Origin of the sequence: Psychroflexus salarius (assembly GCF_900129035.1) — a bacterium.
Lineage (GTDB): Bacteria > Bacteroidota > Bacteroidia > Flavobacteriales > Flavobacteriaceae > Psychroflexus > Psychroflexus salarius.
Window position 1 is genome coordinate 24313 of sequence record NZ_FQTW01000004.1, and the last position, 24490, is coordinate 48802.

Annotated in this window: 24 protein-coding genes and 1 tRNA gene; 11 read left to right on the top strand and 14 right to left on the bottom strand. The window is 33.9% G+C overall.

Translation table 11 applies throughout. The annotated features are described in order from the left end of the window. Positions 1 to 28: 28 nt before the first annotated feature. From BUB82_RS06150 to mvaD, 4 genes are all read right to left on the bottom strand, one after another. A complete protein-coding gene (locus tag BUB82_RS06150) occupies positions 29 to 832 on the bottom strand; it encodes a pseudouridine synthase (RefSeq protein ID WP_073192734.1) in 804 nt (267 codons plus the stop codon). Between the two features lie 53 nt (positions 833 to 885). Continuing rightward, positions 886 to 1788, bottom strand: coding sequence for a geranylgeranylglycerol-phosphate geranylgeranyltransferase (locus BUB82_RS06155; RefSeq protein ID WP_073192735.1), 903 nt, complete (start codon positions 1786 to 1788; stop codon positions 886 to 888). Between the two features lie 8 nt (positions 1789 to 1796). Beyond that, positions 1797 to 2735, bottom strand: a complete 939-nt coding sequence (locus BUB82_RS06160) for a mevalonate kinase family protein (RefSeq protein WP_073192736.1) — start codon at positions 2733 to 2735, stop codon at positions 1797 to 1799. A gap of 86 nt (positions 2736 to 2821) precedes the next feature. After that, positions 2822 to 3889 (bottom strand): diphosphomevalonate decarboxylase, encoded by a 1068-nt coding sequence (gene mvaD, locus BUB82_RS06165; RefSeq protein ID WP_073192924.1) that lies wholly within the window; start codon positions 3887 to 3889, stop codon positions 2822 to 2824. Positions 3890 to 4019: 130 nt separating this feature from the next. On the opposite strand from mvaD, the gene BUB82_RS06170 reads away from it, so the two are divergent. Then, entirely contained in the window at positions 4020 to 4496 is a 477-nt protein-coding gene (locus tag BUB82_RS06170) for a TspO/MBR family protein (RefSeq protein WP_073192925.1), read from the top strand. On the opposite strand, the gene BUB82_RS06175 is transcribed toward BUB82_RS06170, so the two are convergent. Further along, entirely contained in the window at positions 4489 to 5715 is a 1227-nt protein-coding gene (locus BUB82_RS06175) for a BaiN/RdsA family NAD(P)/FAD-dependent oxidoreductase (RefSeq protein WP_073192737.1), read from the bottom strand. The genes BUB82_RS06170 and BUB82_RS06175 overlap by 8 nt on opposite strands. Positions 5716 to 5925: 210 nt before the next feature. Between BUB82_RS06175 and BUB82_RS06180 the strand changes: the two genes are divergently transcribed. Together BUB82_RS06180 and BUB82_RS06185 are read left to right on the top strand one after the other, a co-directional pair. Further along, a complete protein-coding gene (locus tag BUB82_RS06180) occupies positions 5926 to 7194 on the top strand; it encodes an SO_0444 family Cu/Zn efflux transporter (RefSeq protein ID WP_073192738.1) in 1269 nt (422 codons plus the stop codon). Then, complete coding sequence (locus BUB82_RS06185; RefSeq protein WP_143185655.1) at positions 7157 to 7417, top strand: hypothetical protein; 261 nt, start codon at positions 7157 to 7159, stop codon at positions 7415 to 7417. Before BUB82_RS06180 ends, BUB82_RS06185 begins: the two co-directional genes overlap by 38 nt. Positions 7418 to 7542: 125 nt before the next feature. Here the strand turns inward: BUB82_RS06185 and BUB82_RS06190 are convergent, their stop codons facing one another. Together BUB82_RS06190 and BUB82_RS06195 are read right to left on the bottom strand one after the other, a co-directional pair. Next, a complete protein-coding gene (locus BUB82_RS06190; RefSeq protein WP_317041051.1) occupies positions 7543 to 7845 on the bottom strand; it encodes a type II toxin-antitoxin system RelE/ParE family toxin in 303 nt (100 codons plus the stop codon). After that, positions 7842 to 8090: a type II toxin-antitoxin system ParD family antitoxin gene (locus BUB82_RS06195; RefSeq protein ID WP_073192741.1), complete on the bottom strand. Its 249-nt coding sequence runs from the start codon at positions 8088 to 8090 to the stop codon at positions 7842 to 7844. Before BUB82_RS06195 ends, BUB82_RS06190 begins: the two co-directional genes overlap by 4 nt. 73 nt (positions 8091 to 8163) lie before the next feature. On the opposite strand from BUB82_RS06195, the gene BUB82_RS06200 reads away from it, so the two are divergent. Beyond that, complete coding sequence (locus tag BUB82_RS06200; protein ID WP_143185656.1) at positions 8164 to 8865, top strand: aldose 1-epimerase; 702 nt, start codon at positions 8164 to 8166, stop codon at positions 8863 to 8865. Positions 8866 to 8947: 82 nt separating this feature from the next. Here the strand turns inward: BUB82_RS06200 and BUB82_RS06205 are convergent. Then, positions 8948 to 9029, bottom strand: a tRNA-Leu gene (locus tag BUB82_RS06205). Positions 9030 to 9130: 101 nt separating this feature from the next. Between BUB82_RS06205 and BUB82_RS06210 the strand changes: the two genes are divergently transcribed. Beyond that, positions 9131 to 10528 (top strand): dipeptidase, encoded by a 1398-nt coding sequence (locus BUB82_RS06210; protein ID WP_073192743.1) that lies wholly within the window; start codon positions 9131 to 9133, stop codon positions 10526 to 10528. A 109-nt stretch (positions 10529 to 10637) separates the two neighbouring features. Here BUB82_RS06210 and dnaE read toward each other — a convergent pair whose 3' ends face one another. From dnaE to BUB82_RS06230, 4 genes are all read right to left on the bottom strand, one after another. After that, a complete protein-coding gene (gene dnaE / locus BUB82_RS06215) occupies positions 10638 to 14987 on the bottom strand; it encodes a DNA polymerase III subunit alpha (protein WP_073192744.1) in 4350 nt (1449 codons plus the stop codon). A 54-nt stretch (positions 14988 to 15041) separates the two neighbouring features. Beyond that, the gene (locus tag BUB82_RS06220) at positions 15042 to 16061 is read right to left on the bottom strand and encodes a pirin family protein (RefSeq protein WP_073192745.1); all 1020 of its coding nucleotides are present in this window, start codon (positions 16059 to 16061) and stop codon (positions 15042 to 15044) included. 79 nt (positions 16062 to 16140) lie between these two features. Further along, positions 16141 to 16602: a hypothetical protein gene (locus tag BUB82_RS06225; protein ID WP_073192746.1), complete on the bottom strand. Its 462-nt coding sequence runs from the start codon at positions 16600 to 16602 to the stop codon at positions 16141 to 16143. 6 nt (positions 16603 to 16608) lie between these two features. After that, positions 16609 to 17409, bottom strand: a complete 801-nt coding sequence (locus BUB82_RS06230) for a DUF6252 domain-containing protein (RefSeq protein ID WP_073192747.1) — start codon at positions 17407 to 17409, stop codon at positions 16609 to 16611. Between the two features lie 129 nt (positions 17410 to 17538). Here BUB82_RS06230 and BUB82_RS06235 point away from each other — a divergent pair, with 129 nt between their 5' ends. From BUB82_RS06235 to BUB82_RS06255, 5 genes are all read left to right on the top strand, one after another. After that, positions 17539 to 18102, top strand: a complete 564-nt coding sequence (locus BUB82_RS06235; RefSeq protein WP_073192748.1) for a 30S ribosomal protein S16 — start codon at positions 17539 to 17541, stop codon at positions 18100 to 18102. Positions 18103 to 18116: 14 nt separating this feature from the next. Then, entirely contained in the window at positions 18117 to 18644 is a 528-nt protein-coding gene (gene rimM / locus BUB82_RS06240; protein WP_073192749.1) for a ribosome maturation factor RimM, read from the top strand. A 1-nt stretch (position 18645) separates the two neighbouring features. Continuing rightward, on the top strand, positions 18646 to 19362 hold the full coding sequence (locus BUB82_RS06245) for a tRNA1(Val) (adenine(37)-N6)-methyltransferase (protein WP_073192750.1): 717 nt from the start codon (positions 18646 to 18648) through the stop codon (positions 19360 to 19362). A 156-nt stretch (positions 19363 to 19518) separates the two neighbouring features. After that, positions 19519 to 20697, top strand: a complete 1179-nt coding sequence (locus BUB82_RS06250) for an acyl-CoA dehydrogenase family protein (protein WP_073192926.1) — start codon at positions 19519 to 19521, stop codon at positions 20695 to 20697. 80 nt (positions 20698 to 20777) lie between these two features. Beyond that, entirely contained in the window at positions 20778 to 21560 is a 783-nt protein-coding gene (locus BUB82_RS06255; RefSeq protein WP_073192751.1) for a DUF3050 domain-containing protein, read from the top strand. 8 nt (positions 21561 to 21568) lie between these two features. Here BUB82_RS06255 and purE read toward each other — a convergent pair whose 3' ends face one another. Beyond that, positions 21569 to 22063, bottom strand: coding sequence for a 5-(carboxyamino)imidazole ribonucleotide mutase (gene purE / locus BUB82_RS06260; protein WP_073192752.1), 495 nt, complete (start codon positions 22061 to 22063; stop codon positions 21569 to 21571). Further along, the gene (locus BUB82_RS06265; protein WP_073192753.1) at positions 22050 to 23216 is read right to left on the bottom strand and encodes a 5-(carboxyamino)imidazole ribonucleotide synthase; all 1167 of its coding nucleotides are present in this window, start codon (positions 23214 to 23216) and stop codon (positions 22050 to 22052) included. The genes purE and BUB82_RS06265 overlap by 14 nt, the downstream gene beginning before the upstream one ends. A gap of 93 nt (positions 23217 to 23309) precedes the next feature. On the opposite strand from BUB82_RS06265, the gene BUB82_RS06270 reads away from it, so the two are divergent. Continuing rightward, positions 23310 to 24464, top strand: coding sequence for a sensor histidine kinase (locus tag BUB82_RS06270; protein ID WP_073192754.1), 1155 nt, complete (start codon positions 23310 to 23312; stop codon positions 24462 to 24464). Positions 24465 to 24490: the final 26 nt, after the last annotated feature.

Here is a 24490-nt window from a genome sequence, read left to right on the forward strand (position 1 = left end):
GTTTTTAGTTTTATATTTCAATAGGGAACTATAACATCCCAAGATTAATTATTTCTTGTTTATTTAACTCACGCATACGACCTCTAGGTAAATCTCGTTTGGTTAAATCACCATACATCACACGATCTAGCTTTACAATTTCGTAACCTAATTTCTTGAATATTTTCTGTACAATTTTTGGTCGCTGACTTCTCAATTCTAACCCAATATTATGTTTAGATTTATTTTCAACATAGCTAATGTCATCAATATATACTTTGTGACCTTCAATAATAATCCCGTCTTTTATCTGATTAAGATGAACATAATCTAAAGGTTTTTTAAGCTCAATATCATAAAGTTGATGTATACCACTTTTTAAATTAGATAGCTTTTTGGCTAAAGTACCATCATTAGTTAATAAGATTAAACCAAGCGCAGAACTTTCTAATGTACCAACAGGTTTTACCGCAGCTTTAGTTACTCTTGCTGCCATATCTAAAACGGTTGTATTATTATTTTTATAACTTCCGGTACAATAAACGCCTTTTGGCTTATTAAGTAAGTAGTAAACTTTAGGTTCTGGATTTATTCTACGACCGTCAAATTTTACTTCGTCTTGAAGTTTTACTTTATGTCCCATTTCAGTAATAACCTCGCCATTTACTGTAACATTTCCAGATTTAATATATATATCGGCATCTCGTCTTGAACATACGCCTGAATTAGCTATGTATTTGTTCAATCGCATACCAGCATTAGGGTCTTTTATTTGCTGGTCTACTTTAGCCTGCTTCAAATTCTTCTTATTACCTTTTGGTTTGTGCTTCGAATTTGATGATTTTTTTTGCATTTTAAATTTTTTGCAAAGATAAGCTTTAAAATTTGAGATTAAAACCTTTCGCTTTAGAATATTCGATCAACAACTTGCTGTAAATCAATTAATACAATACTAAAGATACCGATAACAATTACAAGTTTAAGTAGGTTATGAAGCAATACATAGTGTTTTTTTGTTCGAGACTGCCATAATTTTAAAATGAAAAAAATGAAGAATAAGACACTCGTTGCGAAATAATAGGTCATATAGCCGATGTCAAATAAACTTATAAGCACCAAAGCTGGCACAATTAAGGAAACACACAATACACTAATTATTTTTTTAGTCAATCGCATTCCATAAACAACAGGTAATGTTTGATATTCTTGAACAAAATCGCCTCGTAGATTTTCTAAATCTTTAATCAGCTCTCTAATGCTAACGAGTAGAAACAAATATAAAGCGTGAACAAAAATGACTAGATCAAGATTTTTATAGTAGACAAATACTATAAAAAAGGGTAAAACAGCCAGCATGCTAGCCATTAGTGTAGCAATACCAACTTTTCTTTTCAATTTGTGAGAGTAAATCCACAATAAAAATATATAACCTGAAAAAAATAAAACTGCTTTAAATGAAACGTAACTAGCAACGATAACACTTAAAAAATTTAAGCCAAAGTAAACCCCTAATTTAGTGTTTTGACTGACATAATTATCTAAGAGTGTTTTGGCAGGTCTGTTGATTAAATCTTTTTCAGAATCATAAAAATTATTGATAATATATCCTGAAGCAATAGCTAGCAAACTTGAGAGTACAAGTAAATGAAGATTTAAATCAAATAAAACATCTTTAACAGGTATATCATGCGCCATAATAAAAATAGACGCGAAATATATAGCTAAAGCAAGTACTAATAAATTATAACCTCGAACTACCGAAAATAAACTGAATAACTTTAAAAAAAACTTATTAGTCTCGGTTGACATAAAAGTGTTTAAAAGGTGTAAACCACTTCAAGCTTATATCCTGATAGTGCTTTTTTAGCTTTTTCAAAATCTTCAGTAAAACCTAAAATATAACCACCACCGCCAGAGCCGCAAAGTTTTAAATAATAATCATTGGTTTCAATACCTTTTTTCCATAAGTCATGAAATTTAGCGGGAATCATAGGTTTGAAATTATCTAAAACAGTATTTGAAAGACTTTTAATATTTTTAAATAAAGATTTGAAATCTCCTGTTAAGAAATTCTCAACACAGGCATCAGTATGTTTAACAAATTTGGTCTTAATCATGTTTTTGAAGCCTTCTTGCTTCATGTTTTCCATAAAGATATTTACCATTGGCGCTGTTTCTCCAACAATACCACTATCTAGTAAAAAAACAGCTCCTTTACCACTTGATGTTTGAGAAGGAATTCCTGCTGGCTCTAAATCTTCTTTAGAGTTAATAAGGATTGGTAAACTTAAATAGCTATTTAAAGGGTCAAGTCCTGAAGATTTACCATGAAAAAAGGACTCCATTGTTGCAAAAATCGATTTTAAAGTCAGTAGTTTCTCTCGACCTAGATTTTCAAGAACTGTAATTTTATCGATGGCATACTTATCATAAATTGCAGCAACCAAAGCACCACTACTCCCGACACCATAACCTTGCGGAATGCTACTATCAAAATATAATCCTTTAGAAATATCATGCTGTAAAGCGTCAACATCAAATTGAACTTTGATATCTTGGTTTTGGTTTAATGTTTTCAAGTAATCAGAAAAACGTGTTAATTCTAAGTTTGATGACTTGGCGGTATCACTCAGTTCATCATCAATCTTTAATGCGCCATTGTAAAAATTATATGGTATTGATAATCCTTTAGAATCTTTAATAATTCCATATTCACCAAACAATAAAATCTTAGAATAAAATAATGGTCCTTTCATTTTTTAAGTGTTTCTGTGGTTAGGTATCACGAAATTAGACAAAAAATGAGATACAACAAACATTTAAGCAACTTGTTAACAGTGTTTTAATCTATTGTAACCTGGTCATGAATGTATTCTTTGTTCTGGCAATAGCTTGCTAAGCTATTTTTAATGAAAGATTTAACCTCACTTTCAACTGATTTAGGGTATAACAAATGCACGTTTGCACCTGCATCTAAGGTAAAGCCAAGCGGTGTTTGAGTTGAATTTCTAAAGTCCCAAATCGCTTCTATAATTTGCAAAGTATTTGGACGCATCAGGATGAAATAAGGCTTGCTCGTCATCATCATCGCATGTAAACTTAAAGCCTCAGTTTCTACAAGTGAAAAAAAATCTTTATAATTTCCATTTTGCAAAACTGAAGTTAATTGCGTTAAATTTTCATTAGCCTGCTTAAATCGTTGTTCTGCAAAAGGATGTTGATACATCAGTTGATGGCCAACAGAACTGCTGACTTGTTTTTGACCTTTATCTACTAATAGTATGCTGTCACAGAAGTTTTTAAATTTTTCATGAACTTCAAATGGAAACTCAATCCCATATAGATTTGAGCTTTCTGGAATTGATGAATGTTGACCCCAAACCACTAAATTACCATGTGTACTTCTACAAGCACTACCTGATCCTAAACGTGCCAAGAATGAAGTTTTTAGCTTATAATAGTCAGCTGATTGTGATTGATTTGCAGATTGTTCTAAATCGACAATACATTTTGCTAAAGCTGCTAGACCACTAGCTGAGGAAGCTATACCACTACTATGTGGAAAGGTGTTTTTGGTATGTATTGAAAATTTATAGTCTTTTAAAAAAGGACTGTAAACTTCAATTTTTTTTAGAAAGCTTTCAATTTTAGGTTTAAAATCTGGCTTCAATTTCCCTTCAAAATACACCTGAAAATTAAAGTCTTCAGTTGTATTTTTTTCTTCTACATGTATTTCAGTAGTTGTTTTACAAGTGTTTAAAGTAAAACTTATAGAGGCATTGGTTGGTAGTTGTTGATCATATTTTCCCCAATATTTAACCAAAGCAATATTACTTGGTGCAGTCGATATAACTTTTTTACCTACAAAATGATGCTTGAAATTTGGTGCAATAAAATCTTTAGCCTGCATAAGTTTTTTTAACAAAGATAATTTAAAATATGCAAGTAAATTATAATTTTTAGACCAGTTCAATGAAGGCTAATCACGAGTTGCAGTTCATATATAAAATGTCTATTTTAGGATGCGAAATTGGAACCTCATGAAGATAAAATTTATTTATAAAATAATAATTGCTGTTTTTATTTGTTTAGCTATTGGTTTTATTGGGTCTATCGCTACCCAAACCAGTGTTAATACTTGGTATTTAACGCTAAATAAACCTGTTTTTAATCCTCCAAATTGGTTATTTGCACCTGTTTGGACTATCTTGTATATTTTAATGGGCGTTTCTGCTGCTTTAGTTTGGCATAGAGGCTTTCATCATGTATGGGTTAAAACAGCTTTGTACCATTTTGGTTTTCAATTATTGCTGAATGCTTTGTGGTCTATTGTATTTTTTGGTTTACAAAAACCGCTATATGCCTTATTTGTAATTGTAGCACTTTTAATTTTAATTTTACTTACATTTAAGTGGTTTAAAGTGGTTTCTAACAAGGCTGCTTATTTACTTATTCCTTATTTAGTTTGGGTGGCGTTTGCTATGCTACTTAATTTTGAAATTTGGCGACTTAATTAGTCGTTGCGGCAATATAAGCACTTGTCCAAGCATTTTGGAAGTTAAATCCACCTGTAATGGCATCGATATTTAGCGCCTCGCCAATTATTTTTAATTGAGGTAATTGTTTACTTCTAAAAGTTTTAAAATCGATTTCTTTTAAGTGAACACCACCTGCTGTTACAAACTCATCTTTAAATGTACTTTTACCCTTAACTTCAACTGTAAACGCTTGCAAAGTAGAAGAAATTCTATTAAGTTCTAATTTTGAGAGATCACCCCAATTTTTTGTAATACTTACTTCGGCTTCTTCCAAAATAAAAAGCCAAAATCGCTTAGGTAAATTAAAACTTAACTGCTTACTCAATTGTTTTTTTGACTGCTCCAATTTCATTTTTTTAAGCTCCTCATTAACCTCATCTTCACTTAAATCTGGCAGCCAATTAATACTGATTAAGCAATGATAATTTAGCTTATTGAGTAGATTAGCTCCCCATGCCGAAAGTTTTAAAACGCAAGGACCGCTTAAACCCCAATGCGTGATTAATGTAGCGCCAGAAGACTCTAACAACATGCGTTTAGTGGAATTTATTTCGTATAATTTAATATGCGTTGATAAACTTAAACCTTGTAACTGCGTTAGTTTTTTGTGCTGAATATTGAATGTAAACAATGATGGTATTGGAGCTATGATTTTATGTCCTAATTGTTCTAATTTTTTCCATATTTTTAAACTGCTTCCAGTTGAAATCACTAATTGTTTTGCTTCAAAGTTGTGGGTTTTAGTTGTCACCTGCCAGCGTTTATTAACGTAATTAAAATCAGTAACTACTTGAGATGTTTTTACTGATACATGTAAACGACGCGCCTCATTTACAAAACAGTCGATAATACTTTGTGATGAGTCTGAGGTTGGAAAGATACGGCCATCATCTTCAATTTTAAGTGCTACGCCACGTTGCTCTAGCCATGACATCATATCGCCTGTCATAAATCGATGAAATGGTCCGATTAATTCGCGTTCACCACGCGGGTAATACTTCGATAAATCTTTAGGAATAAACTCCGCGTGGGTAACATTACATCGGCCACCACCAGAAATTTTTACCTTTTGAAGCACTTGTTTTGATTTTTCTAAAATCACAACCGATTGATCTGGATGCTGCTCGGCATAATTAATGGCAAAAAAAAAGCCACTCGCTCCACCTCCAACTACAATACAATCAATTATTTCAGACATTCGAATTTATTTTTATACAAAATTAGCCTTTTATAACTAACATCAATCTTCGCCTATAAAAATATAAGCGGTGATAGCTAAACAAATGATTATTCATTGTAAAATAAGTTTGAGAATTTTTAATGGACTTCAAATGATTTCGATAAACATTAGCATAAAATCAGTAACAAATATTACATAGAACTATTCTAAATTAAGTAATTTTGTAATATGAATTTTTTTAAAAATTATTTTACGGCGCTTTGGGATTTAACCATAGAGATGGCACCATATTTATTACTAGGTTTTTTAATAGCAGGTCTTTTAAATGGTGTATTCACAAAAGACTGGTTACAACGTAAGTTAGGTCAACCAGGATTTGCCTCTTCTATAAAAGCTGCTTTGTTCGGCATTCCCTTACCGCTTTGCTCTTGCGGTGTTATTCCGACAGGCGTTTCATTTCACAAAAATGGCGCTTCAAAAGGCGCAACAACATCATTTTTAATTTCTACACCACAAACCGGTGTTGATAGTATATTAATCACCTATGCTTTAATGGGTTGGGCTTACGCAATTATAAGACCGATTATTGCTTTTGTTACTGGTGTTTTCGGCGGATTTATAGCCGATAATTATGTTTTGACCGAACAAATTAATGCGTCTGACTGCACAGATGATTCATGTAACTCATGTGAGGTAGAAGATTCAGCCTCAAATAAGCAAGGCTGGTTTAACCGTATTTTTAAATATGCCTTCGTTACATTTTTACAAGATATTTCACGCTATTTGGTATTAGGCCTAGCTTTAGCCGCATTGATAACTGTAGCTGTACCCGATAGTTTATTTACCGAGTATGTTGATCAAGCCTGGTTAAATATGCTTATTGTTTTAATAGCAAGTGTTCCGCTTTATGTTTGTGCTACAGCTAGTGTTCCGATTGCAGCCGCATTATTATTAAAAGGAATTTCGCCAGGAGCTGCTATTGTGTTTTTAATGGCTGGACCAGCAACAAATATTGCCACCTTTACCGTTTTGTGGAATACGATCGGTAAAAAAACAACCTTAGTCTATTTAAGTTCTATTATCGGCGGTGCTTTACTTTTTGGCTTCTTAATAGACTACATCTTGCCTGAATCACTCTACAATTATTTTTTACCTATCACCAATATCACAGAACAGCAACATCATATCCTGCCACATTGGTTAATGATTGGTAGCGGTATCATACTTATTTACTTAATTATCCAAGCCGAAATTATTCGGTTTATACCAAAAAAACAAAATTTAAAAACAACAGATATGACAACTTATAAAATAAAAGGAATGACCTGTAACCATTGTGTTGCAAATGTTGAAAAAAATCTAGGTAACTTAGAGCAAGTCAATGATGTAAATGTTAATTTAGACAAAGGAACAGTTCAGGTTGAAGGTCAAGCAACTGAAGATCAAATAAAATCTACAATTGAAAGCATTGGCTACCAATTTGAAGGTAAATCATAGAAATATAGTTGATTTAAACAACATTTCTCCAGAAAAAGATTCAAGCTTAATTAAGCTGAGTAACTCAAGTCAATCCATTCAATTGATGGTAGCTCCTAATGAAGGTGGACGAGTCAAGAGCTTAAAGTTTCGTGACTATGAAATTATTGGAGATCTATCGCAGACATCTTATCAAGAAAATTATGCGAGTGCTGTATTATTTCCGTTTGCCGGTTCCGCATAACGCTTTGTTGCGGCAAAATTAGCGATTATTTTTCAATTATGGATTTTAATTTCCAGATAACTACAAACCTTCGATTAAGCCACAAACTCCGCAATGAGCGATATGCAGTGTTGGCAACTGGCATTTTATTCATTCAATCGAGATTCAATATCCATTCTTTGGTGCAAAATTCTTATGATTTCAATTTGTTCATTTTTAAGGTTGATTTTATAGAAAATAAAATGTGACTTTACTAGAGAACGAAAATATCCTTTTCTAATTTGACCATAATCTTTTCCAGAATGCGGATTTTTAGTCAAATATTCAATTTCATCTATTATTAAGTTTAAATATCTGTCCGCTTGTTCAAGAGACCAGTTTTCAAATGTATAAACCCAAATGTTTTCAATATCTCGATTTGCTTCTTCACTAATTTTATAATTCATCATTCAGTCAGATGATTTTGGTGAAGTTTTTTTAAAAGTTTTTTACGATCAAAGTTCTCTACAAATCCTGATTTTTCACCTTTCTTGAGTTCTTTAATAAGTTCGGTTTTTTTTGACTCTTCGTGTTCAAACATTCTTAAAGCAGCTCTTACAACTTCACTTGCAGAAGAATATTTTCCTTTTTTTATTTGCTGATCTATAAAGCTATCAAAGTAGTCTCCTAATAATATCGACGTATTTTTGGCCATAACTTAAAAGTTTTACCAAATATACCAACTATTGGTATATTTTCAAAATCAAATTCGTGAAATTTTGTTGGTTATGCTTGTTGTTAACAACAGAATATCAGATGGTAAGTATACGTTTAACAATAAACATTACCAATTAGACATTAATGAAATTGACCGTCATAATGCTATTCATGGCTTAGTTTACAATAAAGCTTTTAAAGTAATAGAGAATGAAAGGAATCCAGATGAAGACACACTTACATTAAATTACCAAGAACAAAATCCCGTTGATGGATTTCCGTTCACCTATGATATAATTTTAAAATATCAAATTAGTCAAGATAGTTTCAGTTTTAGTATATCTATTAAAAACACAGACTCTAAAGCATTTCCATTTACATTAGGTTGGCATCCTTACTTCAAAACAACCTCAATAGATAACTCAACTCTTGAATTTGAGAGTCATCGTAAAGTCATTCATAATCACCAATTAATTGGTGTTGATACATGTAAATCTAATATTAATTTACCTTTTGAAATTCCAAATAAACTAGATGATTGTTACATTATTAGCTCTGACAAGGTAAAATTTAAAACACCAACTTACGAAGTAGAACTAACCTCAAAACCTAAAATTAACTACTTACAGTTATATAAACCCCAAGCTGAAAATGCACTTGCAATTGAACCTATGACTGGTTATTCTGATAGTTTTAATCATAAGTCTGGTTTGCAAGTTCTAGAGTCGGGACAAGTATATAACCTTAGGTGGACAATGAAATTCATCAATTAATAGAGCTTTTGATTTAATAATAACTCAAAAGCTATAAACAAAAAAGCTGAACACCTTTAACAGGTTGTTCAGCTTTTAGAAGTGCGGATGAAAGGAGTCGAACCTTCACGCCTCGCGGCACTAGATCCTAAGTCTAGCGTGTCTACCAATTCCACCACATCCGCGGCTATTTAAATTGGTTTGCAAATATAAACAATAATCTAAATTTTCAAACATTAGTTCCTTAATTATTTTTAAATTGTAACTTTTAAAAATAATCATTCTTATGGATCCGAAATCATACATTAACTCACATAAAGATCGTTTTATAAATGAGCTCGTTGAACTATTAAAACTACCTTCAATCAGCGCTGATTCTAGTTATAAAAATGATACCATAAAAACAGCTAAAGCTGTTGAAACAGCCTTGAGTCAGGCTGGCTGTGACGCTGTCGAAATCTGTGAAACACCAGGATTACCAATTGTTTATGGTGAAAAAATAATTGATCAAAGCCTACCAACCGTTTTAGTTTACGGACATTATGATGTGCAACCGCCAGATCCTTTAGATTTGTGGGACAGCCCACCATTTGAACCTGTCATAAAACCAACCAAAATTCACCCTGAAGGCGCCATTTTCGCTCGTGGTGCTTGTGACGATAAAGGCCAAATGTTTATGCATGTTAAAGCCTTAGAATTTATGACTAAGACCGAGAATTTACCTTGTAATATCAAGTTTATGATTGAAGGTGAAGAAGAAGTTGGCAGCGTCAGTTTAGAGTGGTTTTTAGAACGCAATCAAGAAAAACTTAAAAATGATGTCATTCTCATTTCAGACACAGGAATGATTAGCAAAGAAGCGCCGTCAATCACAACAGGGCTAAGAGGCTTAAGCTACGTAGAAGTTGAAGTCACCAGCCCAAATAGAGATTTACATTCTGGCTTGTATGGCGGGACAGTAGCCAACCCAATTAACATTTTAAGCCAAATGATTGCTTCTCTTCAAGATGAAAATAATCACATCACTATACCCGGATTTTACGATAAAGTTGAAAATTTATCCCAATCCGAACGTCAGAAAATGGGTGAAGCACCATTTGACTTAGAAGAATATAAAGCGCATATTGATATTAAAGACATCCATGGCGAAAAAGGCTACTCCACATTAGAACGTGGTTCAATTAGACCAACTCTTGATGTCAATGGCATCTGGGGCGGCTATATTGGCGAAGGTGCAAAAACCGTAATCCCTAGTAAAGCTTTTGCTAAAATTTCAATGCGATTGGTGCCGAATCAAGACTGGGAAGAAATTACGCAACTCTTTAAAACTCATTTTGAAAAAATAGCACCTAAAAGTGTTTCTGTAGAAGTAAAACCTCATCACGGAGGTCAAGCCTACGTAACGCCTATAGACGGTATTGAATATCAAGCTGCAGACCAAGCCATTCAAGACGTTTTCAGCAAACCGGCCATACCTCAGCGTAGCGGTGGCAGCATCCCAATTGTTTCTTTGTTTGAAGGTTATCTAAAATCTAAAACAATTTTACTGGGCTTTGGGCTAAATTCTGATGCGATTCACTCACCTAATGAGCATTTTGGGGTTTGGAATTTTCTAAAAGGAATTGAAACCATTCCTTACTTCTACAAACATTTCACAGAACTAAAACAAGCTGAAAATAATTAATAGATAATTTAAAGGGGCATTTTTTTAAAACAATAAGAAAAAATAATCAATAAATACTATAACACACGGTCAGGTTGAAGTTTCCAGACCGTGTGTTAATTTATAAAATCTAGTTGAGCTTATAACTCAAATTAAAATCTTGAAGTGATAGGAGTAATTCTTTAGAAATTTCTACTTTTTTGCTTTTACTTGGCATTTGCAATTCAATTTTATCCTGATAATCCCTAATTTTAAATTTAACATGCTTCGAGCCTTTATGCTGGCTAATTACTTGTTCTAGCTGTTTTACGAAATCATCATTTAATTCTTTTATATCTAAAGTTAGCGTAAGTTTAGTTGCAAACTCTTGAACTACATCTTGTAATTGCTTAAATGCTTTAAATGTAATACGTGTTCGGCCTTTCTCACCAGTCTCTTTGTTGATAAATTGTCTTGCCGTTGTTTTAACATGAACAAAATTATCTAACACTAAAAAATGTCTAAACTTTAAATAGTCTTCACCAAAAATCCAGAATTCATGGCTTTCATAATAATCTTCTAAAATAAAAGTTGCAAAACCCTTACCGTTTTTACTGACCCGATGTTGAACATCGGTTACCACACCGGCGAAGAGAAGTTCTTTATTCAAAAACTTTTCAATAGAATTAAAACATCTAATATCCGTATTACAAAAATGTTTTATTTCAAGTTTAAAATCGTCAAGTGGGTGACCAGACAAAAATAACCCAATAACTTCTTTTTCTGCTTTAAGCGTTTTCATTGTATGCCAAGGTTCACAAGGCGGCACTTCTGGTTCAGGGATTTGAACTTCACTAGCTTCACCAAACAAACTTACTTGAGCAGAGTTTTGATTTTCTTGAAATTTAGAAGCATACTTGAGCACTTTCTCTAAAAAGTTAAGATCACTTTCTGTTTGATGAAAATATTGTGCCCGATGAACTTCACCTAAGCTATCAAAAGCACCAGCTAAAGCTAAACTCTCAAAGGCTTTTTTGTTAGCTGCTCGTAAATCTATGCGCTTAGCAAGATCAAAAATAGACTTGTAATGACCATCTTTTTTTCGATGTTGCACAATAGTATCAACAGCACCACCACCAACACCTTTTACAGCACCCATTCCAAATCGAATGGCGTTATTTTTATTTACGGAGAATTTGTAGTAAGATTCGTTAACATCAGGACCTAATACATCTAAACCCATTCGGCGACATTCTTCCATAAAAAAGGTGACCTTTTTAATATCGTTCATATTGTTAGATAAAACAGCCGCCATATACTCAGCTGGATAATGTGCTTTTAGATAAGCTGTTTGGTATGCTACAAATGCGTAACAAGTTGAATGAGACTTATTAAAAGCGTAACTTGCAAAAGCTTCCCAGTCTTTCCATATTTTCTCTAACTTTTCTTCAGGATGGCCATTATCTTTAGCTTGATTAATGAATTTTGGTTTCAATTTAGCCAGTACATCCTTCAACTTTTTACCCATAGCTTTACGTAAAACATCAGCTTCACCTTTTGTAAAGTTAGCTAGCTTTTGAGAAAGCAACATCACTTGCTCTTGATAAACAGTAATACCGTAAGTTTCTTCAAGATATTCTTGCATATCAGGTAAATCATAAGAAATTTCTTCGCCACCATGTTTACGCTTAATAAAACTAGGAATATACTCCATTGGTCCTGGTCTATACAAGGCATTCATAGCGATAAGATCTTCAAAAACTGTTGGCTTAAGATCTTTCATATGTTTTTGCATGCCAGGTGATTCATACTGAAAAATCCCTACAGTTTCTCCACGTTGAAAAAGCTCGTAGGTCTTTTGGTCATCTAAAGGAAAAGATTCAGGGTCAAGCTCTACACCATGGCGTGCTTTTACAATTTCAACTGTATCTTTAATTAAAGTCAAGGTTTTGAGACCTAAGAAGTCCATTTTAAGTAAACCAGCATCTTCAACAACTGAATTATCGAATTGCGTCACGTATAAGTCTGAATCTTTTGCTAAAGAAACGGGAACAAATTTGGTAATATCATCAGGTGTAATAATTACGCCACAAGCATGAATACCTGTATTTCTAACTGAGCCTTCTAATATTCTAGCCTGATTTACAGTATCGGCTTCAGGCGAATCTTGCTCTGAAATCCCTAAAAGCTCTTGCACTTTTACAAGGTCTTCAGCTCTAAATTTTTCTTTGAGCTCTTTATCCGTTTTACCAAAAATTTTACTCAATTTAGACATGTCAGGAACTAACTTGGCAATGCGATCAGCTTCATAAAGTGGTAGATCTAAAGCACGAGCTGTATCACGAATAGCAGATTTAGCTGCCATTGTTCCATAAGTTATAATTTGTGCCACCTGATTTTCACCATATTTATCAATCACGTACTGCATAACTTTGCTTCGACCTTCATCATCAAAATCAATATCAATATCAGGCATGCTTACACGTTCAGGATTCAAAAAACGCTCAAACAGTAAATCATATTTAATTGGATCTATATTGGTAATCTTTAAGCAATAAGCGACTGCACTTCCTGCTGCTGAACCTCGGCCTGGCCCAACTGAAACGCCCATTTTTCTAGCTTCACGAATAAAATCTTCAACAATTAGAAAGTAACCTGGATATCCTGTATTAGCGATTACCGAAAGTTCAAAGTCTAAACGCTCTTTGATAGGTTCTGTTAGCTCTCCATATCGCTCTTTGGCGCCTTCATAAGTTAAGTGTTTCAGGTAAGCATTTTCACCACGCTTACCATTATCATTTAGATCTTCAGCGTCTTGAAACTTTTCTGGTATTCTAAAGGCTGGTAATAAAACATCTCTGGCAAGGTCAAAAGTTTCAACTTTATCAGCTATTTCTTCTGTGTTGGTAATGGCTTCTGGTAAATCTTTAAATAAAGATTTCATTTCATCGGCCGACTTAAAATAATATTCATTATTAGGTAAACCATAACGGTAACCTCGACCACGACCGATTGGGGTAGATTGCTTTTCACCATCTTTAACACAAAGTAAAATATCGTGTGCATTGGCGTCTTGCTGATTGATATAATAAGTATTATTAGTCGCTAACAACTTAACATCATGTTTGTTAGCCATCGTTATTAAAGTATCATTGGCACGATCTTCATCTTCTTGATGGTGCCGCATCAACTCGATATAAAAATCATCTTTAAAAGTCTCTTTCCACCATATTAAGGCTTCTTCAGCTTGTTTTTCACCAAGATTTAAAATTTTACTTGGCACTTCACCATACATATTTCCAGAAAGAGCGATGATGTCTTCCTTATATTGCTCAATTAAAGTCTTATCTATTCTTGGCACATAATAAAAGCCTTTGGTAAAACCGATTGAAGATAATTTTGCAAGATTATGATAACCGTTTTTGTTTTTTGCAAGTAAAACAATCTGGTAGCCATTATCTTTTCTGGATTTATCGGTGTGATCTTCACAAACAAAAAATTCGCATCCGATGATAGGTTTAAGTGGTACAAGGTCACTATCTTCAGTAATAGATTTATTGTGCTTTTTTATGGCATTCACAAAATGAAATGCACCCATCATATTGGCATGATCTGTTAAGGCAACAGCTGGCATACGATGTTTTGCAGCAGCAGCAACTAAATCAGCCACAGAACTGGTAGATTGTAACACTGAAAATTGACTATGATTATGAAGGTGAACAAAATGATTAGCCTCTAATTGTGCTAAGTTTTGTTGAATTTCTTCTTTAGTGGGTTGCGTTTCAGTTGAAGCTTCTTTTGCTTTTAGCTTATCTGAAGCTTGCTTTAAATTAACATGCTTTAAACCTATTGGCTGAATTGCAGAAGGATGTTTTGCTTTAAATTCTTCTAAATAACCAGACTCAACTTTTAACTCTTCTTCAGTGTAATTATGAATTCTGACTAACTCTAAAAAACATCGGGTTGTTGCTTCAACATCGGCGGTAGCATTGTGAGCTTCTTTAAATGGTTGATTAAAAAGATGCTCATGTAGCTCAGTTAAAGTTGGTAATTTATATTTTCCACCACGACCTCCAGGAATTTGACATAATTTTGCTGTTTTTTCAGTACAAGTGTCCAAAACGGACATATTGAGCATTGGTGTTTCAAGTTGAGCTCTAAAAAACTCAGCTCCCATAATATTCACATCAAAACCAACATTTTGTCCAACTACAAATGTTGCCTTTGCAAGCGCTTGGTTAAAACGCTCTAAAACAAAATTTAGCTCTTTACCTTCCGTCTCTGCTAGTGCTGTAGAAATACCATGAATACGTTCTGCATCATAAGGAATATCAAAACCATCAGGCTGAATTAAATAATCTTCTGCTTCAATTAATTGACCCCATTGATCGTGAACTTGCCAAGCAATTTGTATAGCTCTTGGCCAGTTATCCACATCGCTTATAGGCGCATCCCAACGTTTTGGAAGACCTGTGGTTTCGGTATCAAAAATGATGTACATAGTAAAAGTATTAAAATAGTTTTAGCAAAGAGACTAGAAGCTGAAACTTCAAATTTATAATTTTTCTTCGGTTGTACCATCAGGATACTTAGCAAATCGTCGCGGATTAGGACCATGAGTAAATTCGGCTTCTGGCCAAGGCCAACCACCAAATTGTGTTTGCTGATAGTTTTTGATAATTGTATTAATTTCATGGCTTGAGTTGGCCACAAACGGACCATGCTGCACTACAGGCTCATTAATGGGTTTGGCTTGTAGAAACAAAAATTCTGCTGTTTTAGAATTAACTGTAATCTTAGGACTTTTAAGTGGTGAGAGCTCTAATGAATGACCTGATGAAATCGACTGATTTTCAACGTTAATAGAGTCGCCTTTGTAAAAAAACAATTGTCTATTAAGCTTTGGCGCCTTTGCTTTTGGTATTACAAATTCTGCACCAGCTTGTAATGTTATTCGCCAAATTTGAACCTCGTTTTCTGGGTTTGCTGCCCATGAATTCGGTGTAGGTGATAAAGCTTTGATGTTTTGATAATGCCCTGCAATTATTTTTACTTGACCAACTGTTTGCTGGTTTTGTTGAATTGGAACTACAGGAATTTCTTCATGCCAAAGCATTTTATAATGTGGATTAACCTGTTTTGAAGCTTTTGGTAGATTGAGCCAAAGTTGAAATAACACTAATGGATTAGGCTTGTTTTGATGTATTAATGGAAACATTTCAGAATGCAAAACACCTTTACCTGCAGTCATCCATTGCACATCACCATGGCCAAAACGTCCGCAGGAACCCAATGAATCTGTATGGTCGGCAAAACCTTCTTCAACCAAAGTAATGGTTTCAAAACCAGCATGTGGATGGAAAGGAAATCCTGGTACTTTTTGACCATGGTACATTCTAAAACCATCTTTTTTAGTGAAATCATTCCCTAATAATCTGTTTTTCAAATACCGATGATCAGGTCCTAAATTAAGCTTTCCTTGCGGAAAATCATCTTGATGATAAGCACAAAATATAAAAGGGTTTATCGTTTCCCAATGAAAACCGAGTGGTTTTATAGCTTTAATTGTTCCCATAGTTTTAGTAATTAAATTGAAACTAAAATACGGCTATTATAGCTAATTGATATAAAATTAAAAACTTGTTATGATTTAGTTACAGACTAGATGATGAGCAATTTGATTTAAGTTGATGTTTTAACAGCTTAATTTGACTAGCTGATAAGATTGAAGTATTTAATTTTAATTGATGATCTTTATAAAAAAGATGTAAAAACAGCCTATGAAAAGTTTTAAATTCTAGTTGAGCAGTTGGCTTCAACTGTAATTGTAAACTTTGATTATCAATGCTAAAACCTCTGATATCGCTTAAATTAATAGGTGAATTTAAAACCCTGTAATCAATAAATTCAGTTTCAGTGAGTGTTAATAACCTGAATTTTGACGCAAGGATACTTAATAAAGTAAACCCTAACAGGACTACTAATATTAAGATAAGAGCACCAACTATTTGAAATATCAATAATTCGCTAGTCAAATTTACGGTTGCTACAAAAAGCAAACCTAAACAAACTAAAGCTAGTCCTCGAAATCGCTTTCTAGGATAATAAATCTGCATTTTTTCCTACAAATTCACTGAAAACTCACCTGAAGAAACTTGAATTCCCGCTGTTGTTGTAAACTCAAATGAGCCCGAAATCGCAGAGTCAGTAATTTCAGAAATGGTTAAATTTCCTGTTTCAGCAAACTCGACAGTCTCACTTTCAGAATAACCTAGCTGAATGTTGTCTTCAGTTGAAACATCATAATTACCTGCTTCAAGCGTATTTGGAAAAACAATTGTAATTACCGCATTATCAACCGAGCCAAAAACTGTAAATACACCATTGCTTTCTTGAATATTAATTACATTAGCTTGAAAAGCAGTTGCATTAACATTTGCATTTAAAAATTCATCAGGATTTGTAGGATCAGTAGGGTCATCAATTTCTGCGTCCAAAAGTGGTACATTAAAGAAGGAGCCGCTTCTAATAAAAACCTCTTCACCTTCAGCATTTTTTAAGTTAAAGAAAAACGTACCATCAAAGCCATCTTCATCAACTTGGGTAATTGTAATTTCACCAACAACATCTTCATGATTGCTGGTATAAACAACACCATTTACATTTTCGTAACTAGCCGTATTTATACCATTTGGTGTAATTTCATAAGTACCGAGATTCATAGATTCAGTTCTAAAACTAATCACTTCCGTAGAAGAACTTCTTATAGAAAATAATCCATTTTCATCTACTGAAGCTGTTGCTGAGACTGCCTTGTAAAAATCGTTATTGACTAAGCCTTGAACGGTTGCCTCATCTTTAATAATATCATCAGAACAACTGCCTAAAACAAGTACCAAAATAGCTAGAATGTAAATCTTCATTATCTTAAAATTTTGCTAACAAATGTAAAATAAAAATTCTAAAAATATAATTGATTGTGTATCAAAAATAAAACTTATCTTTGCGCCTTATTAATAACTGAGGTCGAGAACCTTAAAATTTAATCTTATATGCCAACTAAAATTAGATTACAGAGACACGGTAGAAAAGGAAAACCTTTTTATTGGATTGTTGCTACCGATAGTCGTGAGAAAAGAGATGGTAAATTCTTAGAAAAACTAGGAGTTTATGATCCAACTACTCAACCAGCCATTATCGAACTTGATGTTGATAATGCTGTAAAATGGCTGCGTAATGGTGCACAACCAACCGACACAGCAAAACGTATTTTATCTTACAAAGGGGCTTTATTAAAGAAACATTTGCTAGCAGGTGTTGATAAAGGTGCTTTAACTGAAGAAGAAGCCAACAAGAAATTTGAGGCTTGGTTAGAAGAAAAAAATGCATCGATTGAAAATGCTTCTGAAAAGTCTCAAAAAGCCAAAGAAGAAGCTAAACAAAAAGCATTAGATGCTGAAAGAGAAGTAAATGCTAAGCGTGAGGCTGAAGCAAAAGCTGCTGAAGACGAAGCTAAAGCAGCTGAAGAAGCGGCCAAAGCAGAAGCTGAAGAAGCAACCGAAGAGACTAATGAAGCAGAATCTGCTGAAGAAGAATCTAAAGAAGAAAAAGCTTAAACAGCGCGTTAACGATGACAAAAGATGATTGCTTTTATCTTGGTACAATCGTTAGCAAATTCAGTTTTAAAGGCGAAGTTCAAATCAAATTAGATACTGACGAGCCTGAAACTTACAAACATTTGGAATCAGTTTTGGTTGAAATTAACCAAAAACTGGTTCCTTTTTTTATTTTACAATCTAATTTACAACGCAGTAATTTACTTCGCGTTAAGCTTGAAGATGTTGATGATGAAGCTGATGCCCTTGAGTTAATTAAAAAAGATGTGTACCTGCCGCTCACCGAATTACCGGAACTTGATGACGATCAATTTTATTATCACGAAGTCACAAATTATAAAGTGTTTGATAAACACTATGGCGAGTTTGGTAAAATAAAATCTGTAGACAGCACTTCGCCTCAAGCCTTATTTATTATTTACAAAGGCAACACTGAAATCTTAGTGCCTGTAAACGATGTCTTTATTGAAAAAATTGACAAAGCTAATCAAGAAATTCATTTTAATTTACCCGACGGTCTGCTTGAACTTTACTTAGATTAACGTGTCAAAACCATTTCATTTTAAACAATTTAGCATCACGCAAGCCAAAACCGCCATGAAAATTGGTACAGACGGCGTTTTATTAGGCGCTTGGGCAAGCATTAAGCATCAGCCCAACAGCATTTTAGACATCGGCGCTGGCACTGGCGTAATTAGTCTTCAACTTGCACAACGCAGCTCAGCAGAACTCATAGACGCTATAGAAATTGACAATAATGCCTATGAAGATTGTGTTACTAATTTCGAAAATAGTATTTGGAATGACCGACTATTCTGTTATCACGCTAGTTTACAAGAGTTTGTAGATGAAATAGATGAATCTTACGATTTAATTATTTCTAATCCACCATTTTTTGAACCACAAAACAACATAAAGTCTAGCGCAAGAACAAATGCAAGATTTACCAACAGCCTAAACTACAAAGAATTGCTCTATAGCGCTAATCAGCTCTTAAATCAAAATGGAAAATTTTGCGTGATTATTCCATATCTAAATGAAGCTGAATTCTTAGACATTGCCCAAAATTTTGAGTTATTTCCTGCTGAAATTTTGCACGTTAAAGGCCACAAAAACTCACCAATTAAAAGGAGTTTAATTTGCCTAGAACACGAATTAAAAACACCTGTTGAAGTCACCGAACTCACAATTGAAATTGAGCGGCATCAATACACTACTGAATACTTCAACTTAGTTAAAGACTTTTACCTTAAACTTTAAAACTTCAATAATTATAATTTTAAGCACTTAAATTTTAATGTTGTTTATTTGTTTTTCAATTTCAAAGCTTAAAATTTACAAATTCAATAAAAATATAACACTTGTACCTTGACCAATGCTGCAAGATTAGTTAATTTTGAAATTCAATTTAAAATTATGAAACAAGATACTTTTCAAGCACCAGATTATTACAATATTAATGATTTATTAACCGAAGAACACAAGCTTATTCGCGAAGCAGCACGTGATTGGGTTAAGCGTGATGTAAGCCCGATTATTGAAGATGCGGCTCAAAAAGCTGAATTTCCAAAATCGATTATTAGAGGCTTATCAGACATCGGCGCTTTTGGACCTTACATTCCTGAAGAATATGGTGGCGCTGGCCTAGACCAAATTTCTTACGGTTTAATTATGCAAGAAATAGAACGTGGCGATAGCGGTGTCCGTTCAACCGCCTCGGTACAATCATCACTCGTCATGTTTCCAATTTATGCTTATGGTACAGAGGAGCAAAAGAAAAAATATTTACCCAAATTAGCTTCAGGCGAGTTTATGGGCTCATTTGGACTTACCGAACCAAATCACGGTTCAAATCCTGGTGGTATGACCACTAATTTTAAAGACAAAGGCGACCACTATGTGCTCAACGGTGCAAAAATGTGGATCTCAAATGCACCTTTTTGTGATATTGCCGTAGTATGGGCAAAAAACGAAGAAGGCCGAATTCACGGACTCATTGTAGAGCGTGGCATGGAAGGCTTTACAACACCAGAAACCCACAACAAATGGTCTTTACGGGCATCTGCAACAGGCGAACTTATTTTTGATGACGTTAAAGTTCCAAAAGAAAATTTACTTCCTGGTAAAAGCGGACTTGGTGCGCCTCTATCTTGTTTAGACTCTGCCCGCTATGGTATTGCTTGGGGCGCTATTGGTGCAGCAATGGATTGCTACGATACAGCTTTAAGATACGCAAAAGAACGCATTCAGTTTGATAAACCAATTGCAGCCTATCAACTTCAGCAAAAAAAATTAGCTGAAATGATAACCGAAATCACTAAAGCACAATTGATGGCATTACGCTTAGGTCAACTTAAAAATGAAGGCAAGGCTACAACAGCTCAAATTTCTATGGCCAAACGCAATAATGTTGAAATGGCCATTAACATAGCTCGTGAAGCAAGACAAATTTTAGGCGGAATGGGAATTACAGGTGATTATAGTATTATGCGCCATATGATGAATTTAGAAAGTGTCATAACTTATGAAGGCACACACGATATTCACCTACTTATTACAGGAATGGATATTACAGGAATTCCAGCTTTTAAATAAATCTATAATTTTTTCCTAATTATTAAACTCAAAAAAGCAGCTTTAGTTAGCTGCTTTCTATTTTTAAATAAAAATTTGCTATGTCAATTTCATTACTTAAAAGCCATACAAAGTCATATAGAGAAAGTCTATTAAAACATGAGTTATACAAGCATGTTGAATCGCCTCAAGATTTACAAATTTTCATGCAACATCATGTTTTTGCCGTCTGGGATTTTATGTCTTTACTAAAAGCCCTGCAGCAACAACTCACATGCGTAAGTACACCTTGGAAACCCGTTGGAAAACCTGAACACCGCTATTTAATTAATGAAATTGTATTAGCTGAAGAAACTGATCTTAATCAAGAAGGCAAGCGTCAAAGTCATTTTGAAATGTATTTAGATGCCATGAAAAAAGCCAATGCAAACACTAATGAAGTTAGCCGTTTTATTGAATCACTTTCTACTTCAGCTTCACTTATTAAACAAGTTGAAGACAGTCAACTTCCTACAAGCGTCAAGCAGTTTTTGAAGTTTACATTTCAGCTCATCAACGAAGGAAAAGCGCATAAAATAGCAGCAGCCTTCACTTTTGGTCGTGAAGAACTCATCCCAGATATGTTTACCTCTATTATTGGAGAAATTCAACAGAATTTTCCTGAAGAAGACTTAAGTTTATTCAAATACTATTTTGATCGTCATATTGAATTAGATGAAGATGAACACGGACCAATGGCACTAGAATTAATTTCTGAACTATGTGGCAACAACACCCAATATTGGGAAGAAGCAGAGCATTGCGCTATTGAGGCCTTGAAACTTCGTCACATCCTATGGGATGGCATTCAAAAAGAAATTATGCTTAAAAAGGCAATTGCTTAACAGCTGAGTTAATTGTTTTTTAATGAAGACGACATTTTAGAAACTTTTTCTGCTAGTTCAAGTTTGTAGGCAATCAATTTCTCTTGTAAAACCTTATCATTACTGGCTATAATTTGAGCAGCTAAAATACCTGCATTTTTAGCAGCATTTAAGGCTACTGTTGCCACAGGAACACCATTAGGCATTTGCAAAATTGATAAAACTGAGTCCCAGCCATCAATCGAATTACTCGATTTTACAGGCACACCAATTACTGGTAAAGGTGTTAATGATGCTAACATTCCAGGTAAATGTGCCGCACCACCAGCGCCAGCAATAATAACTTTAAAATCGTTTTGATGTGCATTTTTTCCGAAATCAAACATTTTTTCGGGCGTGCGATGAGCAGAAACCACATCAACAACAACTTCTAAACCGAAGTGTCTTAAAATATCAATGGCATCTTGCATGACAGGAAGATCACTTGTGCTTCCCATCACAACAGCTACTTTATGCGTTTTCATGAGCAATAACTTTTAATTGAGATTTAACTTGAGCAGCGATTTCTCTTGCTTGCTCAATTGACTGATTTATAATAGTAACATGGCCCATTTTACGAAATGGACGCGTGAATTTTTTGCCATAAATATGAGGAGTTACACCTTTTAGCGACATGACATGTTCTATGTTTTTATATAATACATTTCCTTCAAAAGCTTCATCACCAACTAAATTTACCATCACAGCAGCCTGCTTGGTTGATGTGTCACCTAATGGCAAATCTAATACAGCGCGTAAATGCTGTTCAAACTGATTGGTATAGCTTCCTTCTATAGAAAAATGACCAGAATTATGAGGTCTAGGTGCAACTTCATTGACCAAAACATCATTCAATTGTGTTAAAAATAATTCGACTGCTAATAAACCGACATGCTTAATTTTAGATGAAACTTCTTCAGCTAAGTCTCTCGCCTTTTGAGCTATTTCATCTGAAATTCTTGCTGGGCATAACACATACTCAACTTGATTGGCTTCTGGATGAAATTCCATTTCAACAACTGGATAAGACTTAACTTCGCCTGAAGAGTTTCGTGCAACAATAACCGCTAATTCTGTTTTGAAATCGACGAGATCTTCAAGTAAGCAAGCGACATCTGGTAACTGTTTTGCATCGTCTAAATTCTTGATAACTTGAACGCCTTTACCATCATAACCGCCAGTGGCAGCTTTCCAAACCTGAGGAAATAAATTTGGATGAGCCTTGAGATGATTAACTAATTCTACTTTTGACGCAAAATTGAAATGCCTTGATGTTGCAATATTATTATTTTTATAAAAATCTTTTTGTATTTGCTTATTTTGAATAACTGCTAAAGTTTCAGCTGAAGGATAAACTTTTTTTCCTTGTTGAGCAAGATCTCGTAAAGCCTCAATATTAACGGCTTCAATTTCAATAGTTAACACATCTACATCTTCAGCAAACTGCATCACTGTTTTGTAGTCGAGTAAACTTCCACAAACAAACTGATTGCATGCAATAGCACTTGGTGCTTCAGGATTTGGGTCTAAAACCTTCGTTTTTATGTCATATTTTCGAGTCTCGTTAAGCAACATTTTGCCGAGTTGGCCACCGCCCAATATTCCAAGTGTAAAGTTTGAAGAGAAATAATTATACATAGCCTAAAATATTACAGCGTAAAAATAGGGGTTCTTGATTAAATATAATCAGTAATTTATCGTTCTATTTTTGTAATATTGAAAAAAGCACCCATGCGAATTTTTGAAAATAAAGACTTTGCGCGATGGTTTATTATTTTTTCATCGCTAAGTATTGTCATTTTAGTGTCTTGGAATGTGGCCTTATTCTATGAACGAATTAAAAAAGATGAGCGCCAAAAAATGGCCATTTGGTCTGAAGCCCAAAAATCCTTCAACAATGCTTCTACTAAAGATGTAGATTTAGGTTTAGAATTGTACATTTTAAGTACAGATCTTGAAATACCAATTATAAACACTGATGAACAAGGAACCATTTTTCGATATAACAATATTCCACCAAAAATCGAAGAAGATTCACTGAAGTTGTATCAATTTCTTAAAGAGCTAAAAAGTACGAATAAGCCCATAAAAGTCGATTTAGGTAACAACAACTACCAGTACATTTATTATGGTAATTCTCAAATTCTTGAAAAAATCAAGTATTACCCTATCATTTTACTACTCATTTTCGCACTTTTTACAGGCTTAATTTTTTTATTTTTTCGGACTTCAAAATACAGTGAAAAAAACAAGCTGTGGGCAGGAATGGCAAAAGAAACAGCACATCAAATTGGTACACCTTTATCATCTTTGGTCGGTTGGATAGAGATTTTAAAAACAAATCTTTCAGTCGATAAAAGTTATATTGATGAAATGGAAAAAGATGTTAATCGGTTACAGACCATCACCAATAGATTTTCAAAAATTGGTTCTGAAGTTGTACTAACAAAAACAGACTTAATTAAAGAAACTAAATCTGCTATTGACTATTTGCGAAATAAACACAGTAAGCTAATTCATTTTGAAGTTCAGTTAACTGAAGAAGTTGTTGATGTTAAACTGAATACTGTTTTATACAGTTGGACAATAGAAAATATCATAAAAAATGCTGTTGATGCTATGAAAGGCAAAGGTAAGATCAAAATTACCAGCGAAATCACTAAAAACTGGGTATCAATATTGATAAGTGATCAAGGAAAAGGTATTCCTAAACATCGTCATAAGCAAATCTTTGAAGCCGGTTACACCTCAAAAAAGCGCGGCTGGGGACTTGGCTTATCGCTTGCCAAAAGAATCATTGAAGATTATCATAAAGGCAAAATACGCGTTAAACAAAGTGATGTTAAACAAGGCGCTTGTTTTGAAATTAAATTACAAATGCTTTAACCTATTTTGTTAGTTTTCAAGTTTAG